Source organism: Microcoleus sp. B4-C1, assembly GCF_036705285.1.
GTDB lineage: Bacteria > Cyanobacteriota > Cyanobacteriia > Cyanobacteriales > Microcoleaceae > Microcoleus.
Map to the genome: position 1 here is coordinate 26,909 of NZ_JAUBUC010000071.1, position 6,047 is coordinate 32,955.

The following is a 6,047-nucleotide window of genomic DNA, read 5'->3' on the forward strand; positions in this document are numbered from 1 at the left end:
TTGAATCGGCGCACCGTGGTAGCAGGATTTGGTTTAAGTGATGACTTCAAATACCCCCATGCAGCCTGCTTCGGCGATATCATCTTGATGGGGATGAAACATAAATTTTCCAGCGTAGCCGTAGGTAAATTCTAAAATATGTCTTTCAGCTACTCCCATTGTGATTACATCGGTTCTTTCACTGGGAGTCAAAGTCATTCCCGTGCGATATACGTCAAAAAAGTTGGCGTGCAGGTGAAAAGTCACTGCCGCTTCGTACTCAATTATGTTGAGAACGTAAAGCCGGATTAGCTGATTTCGGTAAATAGGGATCGGGTTGTTCATGTAATAATTGGGCAACCCGTTAAAAGCGTATAGTTCGTTTCTTTTGTCGTCGTTTACATCGTATCCTCCCATGATTAACAAGATTTCATCGGCGGGAGGGCGGGGTTTTGGCGGATCGATGATGAACATTCCATAGAGTCCTTTACCTATATGGCGAGTTACGGGCTCAATATGGCAGTGATATAGATGCACTCCGTAGGGATTGGCATCGAATTCATAAATAAATACCGAACCGTGTTTCACTGGTTTAACGCCATCCATTTCGCTGGTATGAACGCCGTGAAAGTGCAGCGAATGAGAATCTGCGGCTTTGTTATAAAAAATGACGCGGATACGATCGCCCTCAGTTGCCCTCAATGTCGGCCCCGGCACGCGATTGTTCACGTTCCAGGTGTTGAAAGCGACGGCGCTGTTAAGTTGGACGACCGAAGTATTAGCTTCTAGGCGAAATTCGCGTACCGTGCGCCCGTTTTCGCGCGTCACCGTGCCGTAATCAAAATCCCGCGCAATTTGCATCGGGTTGATATTGCTGACGGTGACTGCATCTGCGGGCATGGGCGGTATTCTCGCGACTGATGTCGGTTTGCGAGTCAAGTGTTGAAGTGCGATCGCGCCCCCCGCTACCCCAGCACCAGCTATTCCTAGCTGTAGCAGTTGGCGGCGACTCCAGCGCCCCGGCTTTTTCATGGCGGGACGATCGGATAAATCTGTCATAGTTATTGAAAAATATTCTCAAAAATTTGATTGCGTTTGAGTATAAGACATTTCCCGCTTGTTGTCAATAATTGTCAACAGTCATTTTTTTCTGCGAAATTAGAAAATTTCATGCTGATTTCATCTCAGTATGTGATGTTAGATGTTGGGGTAGATGCTGCCGATCGCTAACAATGTATAAAGATTTACCGCTATAAATTAGAGTTATGAGAGTTTTGCTAGTTGAAGATGAGCCCGATTTAGGGAAAGCGATCGAGCGAACCTTAAAGCAGGAAAAATATATAGTTGATTGGGCCCTCGATGGCAGTGAAGCTTGGGAATATTTAGACAGCCAGTGGACGCAATACACCCTCGCTATTTTTGACTGGTTGCTACCAGGATTGTCAGGATTGGAACTGCTGCGGAGATTGCGTGCTAAACATAGCGCCCTGCCCGTATTGATGCTGACAGCAAAAGACCGAATGGAAGATAAAGTTGCGGGACTAGATGCCGGGGCTGACGATTATTTAGTCAAGCCGTTTGGGATGGCGGAACTGTTAGCAAGATTGCGGGCTTTGCAAAGGCGATCGCCCCAAATTCAACCACAACAGAGACAGGTAGGGAATCTCGTTCTCGACTGCGGAAATCGCACTGCTTGTCATGTCGATACCCACGGCAAAAATCAGATAATTTCACTGACAAACAAAGAATTTCAACTGCTAGAATACTTTATGAAACATCCCAACCAAATTATCACCACTGACCAAATTCGGAATCAGCTATGGGAAGCGAGTGCAGATACCTTTAGCAATGTGGTAGCAGCTCAAGTGCGCTTGCTGCGACGCAAACTTGAGTCGGTTGGCGGCACGAATTTAATTGAAACTGTACACGGCGTCGGATACCGCATGAGAAATTAAAGTAAAACCGATAGTCCGGCAGGGAATGAATTCCCGGCCTCAAAGCTAAAGTCCTCTAAAGAGGACTAATGAGTTCTTTAGTCCTCTTTAGAGGACTTTAACTATTAGCCAGGGAATTCATTCCCTGGCGGACTGTTTGACTGACAGCTTAAGTTATGAAAAATGAATCAAAATAAACTATTTAACCGAACTCGCTGGCAATTAGCCATTTCCTATGCAGCAGTAATGGGTTTGATTTTAAGCTTGTTGGGATTTGGCGTATACAAGGCGATCGCCCACGCTCACTGGGTAGCCATAGACCGCGAATTAGAATCAGTAGCGGGGACGCTACACGACAGCCTAGAAACAAAATTGCAGCAGCCCGGACGCCTAGAACCAATAGTCAATGATCTTTTGCCCAACCTCCGCGTAATTGGAGTTAACGGCATTAAAGATAAACAACAGTTGCCCGATCGCCATATTTTAAGCGCTATAAACCAAAGCTTTTACTATATCCGTTTATTTGACAATTCAGGAAATTTGATTGCTACAGCAGGCGCTTATCCCGAAGAATTGCCACCGACATTTAACTCACAACATTGGCAAACAATCACTGACAGCCAAGGCAATATTTATCACCAAATTTCTGTATTGCTGCACACCAATAATCAGGAAGATTGGGGATATTTTCAAGTTGGGCGGAGCCTACAAGACTTTAATGATTATCTCAGTACAGTGAAATGGGTTTTGAAATTAGGATTGCCTACAGCATTGATTTTGATAGGCTTTGCTAGTTGGTGGCTGGCAGGATTAGCCATGAAACCGATTTATGCTTCCTACCGACAAATCCAACAGTTTACAGCGGATGCTGCTCACGAATTGCGGACGCCTTTAGCGGCTTCGCAGGCGACTGTAGAATCGGCGCTGTTGACGCCTCAATTAGATGAAAAAGAAGCGCAGGAAATTTTGCGGACGATCGATCGCCAAAACCGACGACTGACTCAGTTAGTGGCTGATTTGCTGCTACTGGCTCGCATGGATAATCAAGTGATACGCGATCGCCCTCAATTGTGTTGTTTGAATGACCTTGTTAGTGATTTAGTAGAGGAATTGGCAGCTTTGGCGATCGCTTCTAAGGTAGCGCTAACATCCGAAGTGCGAGTGCAGCAGCAATTAAATGTTGTCGGCAATTCCGACCAACTTTATCGCCTAGTTGCTAATTTAATTGTTAATGCCATTCAATACACTCCGGCGGGCGGGAAAGTAACAGTTATTTTAGATTGCAATCACATCGAGGCGATCGTTCAGGTTCAAGATACCGGTATTGGGATAGCGGCGGCAGATTTAGAGCGAATATTCGATCGATTTTACCGAGTTAACAGCGATCGATCGCGCCATACAGGCGGTTCGGGACTGGGATTGGCGATCGCCCAAACCATTGCCCGGGCACATCGTGGCAGCCTCAGCGCCAGCAGCGAATTGGGGCAGGGCGCTACTTTCCTGCTGCGGTTGCCTTTGTAAGCTACTATGTGAGGGAAACTGACATCTTGCACCATGCTCAAGAACAGGCAAGATGCCTGTTCCACAAAGAGTGATTATTGTTGTGGGGAGTAGGGGTTGGGCATCCTGCCCGCCCGTCAAAGGCTGATTGAGAATTGTGCAAGATGTGGGGAAAACCGAATCATCTTTTTGTGGTAATCCCTTTTGCAGAAGAGAGCACGATCGCCGAAAATCATTAAATAGCTATTTCTCAGCAATTAGCAGTCATCACAGAGAAAAATTATGACAGTTTTAGAACAGGGAACAATCTCAATCCATACCGAAAATATTTTCCCGATTATCAAGAAGTCGCTATACACTGACCACGAAGTCTTCTTGCGGGAACTAATTTCTAACGCCGTCGATGCCATTGCCAAACTCAAAATGGTTTCTCGTTCCGGCGAATACAGCGGCGAGGTGGGCGAACCGCAAATCAACATAGCGATCGACAAAGAAAACAAAACCCTCTCAATTTCCGATAACGGCATCGGCATGACCGCCGACGAGGTAAAAAAATACATCAACCAAGTCGCTTTCTCCAGCGCAGAAGAATTTATTGAAAAATACCAAGGCAGCGGCGAAGACGCAATTATCGGTCACTTCGGTCTGGGTTTCTACTCTTCTTTCATGGTGGCGAAGAAAGTAGACATTGATACTCTTTCTTACCAGGAAGGCGCGCAAGCCGTACACTGGTCTTGCGACGGTTCTCCGGCTTTTGAACTATCAGAATCTTCCCGCACCGAACGCGGCACTACTATTACTCTTACCCTCCAAGATGAAGAACAAGAATATGTAGAACCCAGTCGCATTAAGCAGTTAATCAAAACTTACTGCGATTTCATGCCAGTTCCCATCAAATTTGAGGGAGAGGAACTCAACAAGCACAAAGCAATTTGGCGGGAATCAGCCAGCAATTTGCAAAAAGAAGATTACTTAGAACTGTACCGTTACCTTTACCCGTACCAAGACGAGCCTCTGCTGTGGGTACACCTGAATACAGATTATCCTTTTATTGTCAACGGGATTCTTTTCTTTCCCAAACTGCGGCCGGATGTCGATGTTACCCAAGGCAATATTAAGCTATTCTGCAACCAGGTTTTTGTCAGCGACCACTGCGAAGAAATTATCCCGAAATTCTTGATGCCGCTGCGGGGAGTTATTGACAGTACCGACATTCCCCTGAACGTTTCTCGCAGTTCTTTGCAAAGCAATCGCACTGTGCGGAGAATCGCTGATTATATTGCGAAAAAAGTGGGAGATCGCCTGAAAGAACTCTACCGCGACGACCGCAACGAATACATCCGCTGCTGGCAAGATATCGGCACTTTTGTCAAGTTTGGAACTCTCAACGATGACAAGTTCAAAAAGCAAGTCGAAGATATTTTAATCTACCGCAGCACCTACGAACCAACAGCGGACAAGCCAGAAACTGTAACGCCCGAAGTTCAGGTGCAAACTGAGGAAGGAGATTTGTGGCAAGATGTAACTCCGAAGTCGGAAAATTCGGCTTCAACGCAGCCTTACACGACGCTGAAAGAGTATTTGGAACGCAATCAAAAACGCCACGAAAATCGGGTGTTTTATTGTACAGATCCGGCGTCTCAAGCAACTTACGTTGCTATGCACAAAAGCCAAGGTTTAGAAGTGCTGTTTATGGATTCTTTCATAGACACGCACTTTATCAGCTTCTTGGAACGAGAACACTCAGATGTCAAATTCTCGCGGGTTGATTCCGACATCGATGAAACGCTAATTGACAAAGAGAAAGAAGCGGAAATTGTCGATCCGGCGACGAATAAAACTCGCAGCGAACAAGTTAAAGAAATGTTCCAAAAAGCTCTCAATAAGCCGAAAGTGAACATTCGCACAGAAGCTTTGAAGTCTGACTCTGCGGAGGCGACGCCACCTGCGATCGTACTTTTGCCGGAAGCTTTGCGCCGGATGCGCGACATGACGGCGCTGTTGCAGCAGCAAGCGGCCGAATTCCCCGAAGACCACGTTTTGCTGGTGAATACGTCTCACCCGCTGATTCAAAATCTGGCGAGTTTGAGTCAGGGTGCGATTATTCAAGGTGGCGGCGAGTCTCCGTCGGCTGAGTTGGCGAGTATGATTTGTCACCACGTTTACGACTTGGCTTTGATGGCCCAGAAGGGTTTCGATGCTGAAGGGATGAAGGATTTTGTCGAGCGATCGAATCAAGTCTTGACAAAATTGACTGAACGTGCCATGTAATTACCCCCCCCAACCCCCCCTTGCTAAGGGGGGGAGTAAGAGTTTATTTCCCTTGCTGAGCCGGCGATCGGGTGTTTTTTGTCCCCCCCTTAACAAGGGGGGCTAGGGGGGTTCTGCGCTGTTGCTATATAATGAAGCGATCGAATCAAGTCTTGACAAAATTGACTGAACGTGCCATGTAATTACCCCCCCCCAACCCCCCCTTGCTAAAGGGGGGAGCAAGAGTTTATTTCCCTTGCTGAGTCGGCGATCGGGTGTTTTTTGTCCCCCCCTTAACAAGGGGGGCTAGGCAGGGTGGATTAATTGTCGAGAGGCTAAATCAAGGCTATGAAGGCTATTGACCGACATTAGGCGAGGCATTTA

Annotated in this window: 4 protein-coding genes; 3 read left to right on the forward strand and 1 reads right to left on the reverse strand. The window is 46.7% G+C overall.

Annotation, left to right across the window (positions count from 1 at the left end; genetic code table 11):
- Positions 1–33: 33 nt before the first annotated feature.
- Positions 34–1,038 carry a multicopper oxidase domain-containing protein gene (locus QUB26_RS23685; RefSeq protein ID WP_333239857.1) on the reverse strand — a complete coding sequence of 335 codons (1,005 nt, stop codon included), beginning with the start codon at positions 1,036–1,038 and terminating at the stop codon, positions 34–36.
- Between the two features lie 206 nt (positions 1,039–1,244).
- On the opposite strand from QUB26_RS23685, the gene rppA reads away from it, so the two are divergent.
- The 3 genes from rppA (at position 1,245) to htpG (ending at position 5,684) form a co-directional block, all read left to right on the forward strand.
- Positions 1,245–1,934, forward strand: a complete 690-nt coding sequence (gene rppA / locus QUB26_RS23690; RefSeq protein WP_333239855.1) for a two-component system response regulator RppA — start codon at positions 1,245–1,247, stop codon at positions 1,932–1,934.
- Positions 1,935–2,096: 162 nt separating this feature from the next.
- The gene (gene rppB, locus QUB26_RS23695) at positions 2,097–3,434 is read left to right on the forward strand and encodes a two-component system sensor histidine kinase RppB (RefSeq protein ID WP_333239853.1); all 1,338 of its coding nucleotides are present in this window, start codon (positions 2,097–2,099) and stop codon (positions 3,432–3,434) included.
- A gap of 261 nt (positions 3,435–3,695) precedes the next feature.
- Positions 3,696–5,684: a molecular chaperone HtpG gene (gene htpG / locus QUB26_RS23700; RefSeq protein WP_333239851.1), complete on the forward strand. Its 1,989-nt coding sequence runs from the start codon at positions 3,696–3,698 to the stop codon at positions 5,682–5,684.
- Positions 5,685–6,047: the final 363 nt, after the last annotated feature.

Coding starts and splice junctions, on each gene's coding strand:
- QUB26_RS23685 (WP_333239857.1), bottom strand. CDS start 1,038: ATGACAGATTTATCCGATCGTCCCGCCATGAAAAAGCCGGGGCGCTGG.
- rppA (WP_333239855.1), top strand. CDS start 1,245: ATGAGAGTTTTGCTAGTTGAAGATGAGCCCGATTTAGGGAAAGCGATC.
- rppB (WP_333239853.1), top strand. CDS start 2,097: ATGAATCAAAATAAACTATTTAACCGAACTCGCTGGCAATTAGCCATT.
- htpG (WP_333239851.1), top strand. CDS start 3,696: ATGACAGTTTTAGAACAGGGAACAATCTCAATCCATACCGAAAATATT.